Source organism: Paenibacillus forsythiae T98, assembly GCF_000520735.1.
Taxonomy (GTDB): Bacteria; Bacillota; Bacilli; order Paenibacillales; family Paenibacillaceae; genus Paenibacillus_AQ; species Paenibacillus_AQ forsythiae.
Genome location: NZ_ASSC01000691.1, coordinates 1 through 312, shown reverse-complemented (window position 1 = coordinate 312; position 312 = coordinate 1). Strand labels below are relative to the sequence as shown.

General features: G+C 62.5%; 1 protein-coding gene. It reads left to right on the top strand.

The genetic code is table 11. The features are described from left to right. The coding region (locus L692_RS29705) for an ABC transporter permease (protein ID WP_036724866.1) at positions 1 to 312 on the top strand (312 nt) is incomplete at both ends.

Genomic DNA, 312 nt, shown 5'->3' with positions numbered 1-312 from the left:
GAGCGAGGCTTCCCTGGCGGAGCGACAGCGCGTACCGCTATCTGCTGACCAAAAGCTTTGCTCGCGGCGATGTCTTCGGCATTGTGCTGCGGATCGGACTGCTGGCGCTGCTGCTGGAATGGTGGAACCGGAGCAGTCTCATCGGGCCCGGAATCTACCTGTTCTTCCTGTTCATTGCGGGCGTTCAGCTCTCCGCCTTGTCGAAGCTGCACGGCGAATCGTTCTGGCTGACGGTCTACCCGCTGCCGGAGAACAACCGGAGCCGCAGCACCGTCTCATTCGTGTTCCGGGTGCATCTGGCGTTCGCGCTGG